This window comes from Trueperaceae bacterium (assembly GCA_036381035.1).
GTDB lineage: Bacteria > Deinococcota > Deinococci > Deinococcales > Trueperaceae > DASRWD01.
In genome coordinates this window covers 1-1,014 of the sequence record DASVDQ010000141.1, presented here as the reverse complement: position 1 = coordinate 1,014, position 1,014 = coordinate 1, and the positions used below count along the sequence as shown (strand labels likewise).

General features: G+C 71.8%; 1 protein-coding gene. It reads right to left on the bottom strand.

Annotated features, from left to right (window positions below; translation table 11 throughout):
• A partial coding sequence (locus tag VF202_14950; GenBank protein HEX7041413.1) for a KR domain-containing protein occupies positions 1-1,014 on the bottom strand: 1,014 nt, incomplete at both ends.

The window sequence follows — 1,014 nt, the reverse complement described above, 5'->3', positions numbered from 1 at the left end:
TCGAACAGCCGCTCGGTGTCCCAGCCGCGATCCCCTGGGAACTCGCCGATCGCGTCCTTGCCTTCGAGGACCAGCTGCCAGAGGTCCTCGGGGGAGCGCACGTCCCCCGGATAGCGGCAGCTCATGCCGACGATCGCGATCGGCTCATCGGTGTGGGCCGAGGCACGCGGGGTGGCGGGCAGGGCCTTCTTCTCCCCCGCCAGCTTGGCGACGACGTAGAGCGCGACCGCGGTCGGGGTCGGGTGATCGAAGACGACCGTGGCCGGCAAGCGCAGGCCGGTTGCCCCGATCAGGCGGTTGCGCAGCTCGACCGCCGCCAGGGAGTCGAAGCCCATGTCCTTGAAGTTCTTCTCGGGGTCCACTGCCTGGGGGGAGGGATGGCCCAACACCGCCGCGATGTGGCCGCGGATCAGGTCGAGGGCGATCTGCTCCCACTCGGCCTGCGGCGCTTCGGCCAGCATCCGCGCCAGGGCGCCCTTGGCGGCGGCGCCACGGCCGGCGGGCACCCGCACCAGGGCGCTTAGGATCGGCGGTAGGGCACCGGCCTTTGCCACGGTGCGAAGCGCCGCGGTGTCCAGGCGAATCGGCAGTAGCTGGGCCTCGGGGGCGCCGAGGGCGACGTCCAACAGCGCCAGTCCCTCCTCTTCGGAGAGCAGCTTGACGCCGATCCGCGCCAGGCGGGCGGCGTCGGTGTCGGCGACCATCCCCTCGGCCTGTTCCCACGCCCCCCAGTCGATCGAGATCGCCGGCAGCCCTGCCGAGCGGCGGTGGTGGGCCAGGGCGTCCATGAAGGCGTTGGCGGCTGCGTAGTTGCCCTGGCCGGGGTTGCCCAGAGCGGCGGCCGCGGAGGAGAACAAGGCAAAGAAGGAGAGCTCGCGCTCCGCGGTCAGCTCGTGCAGGTTAAGGGCGCCGTCGACCTTGGGCGCCATCACCTTGTGAAGCGCCTCGGCATCCAGGGAGCCGATCGTGCCGTCGGCCAGCACCCCGGCGGCGTGCACCACGCCGATCAGCGGA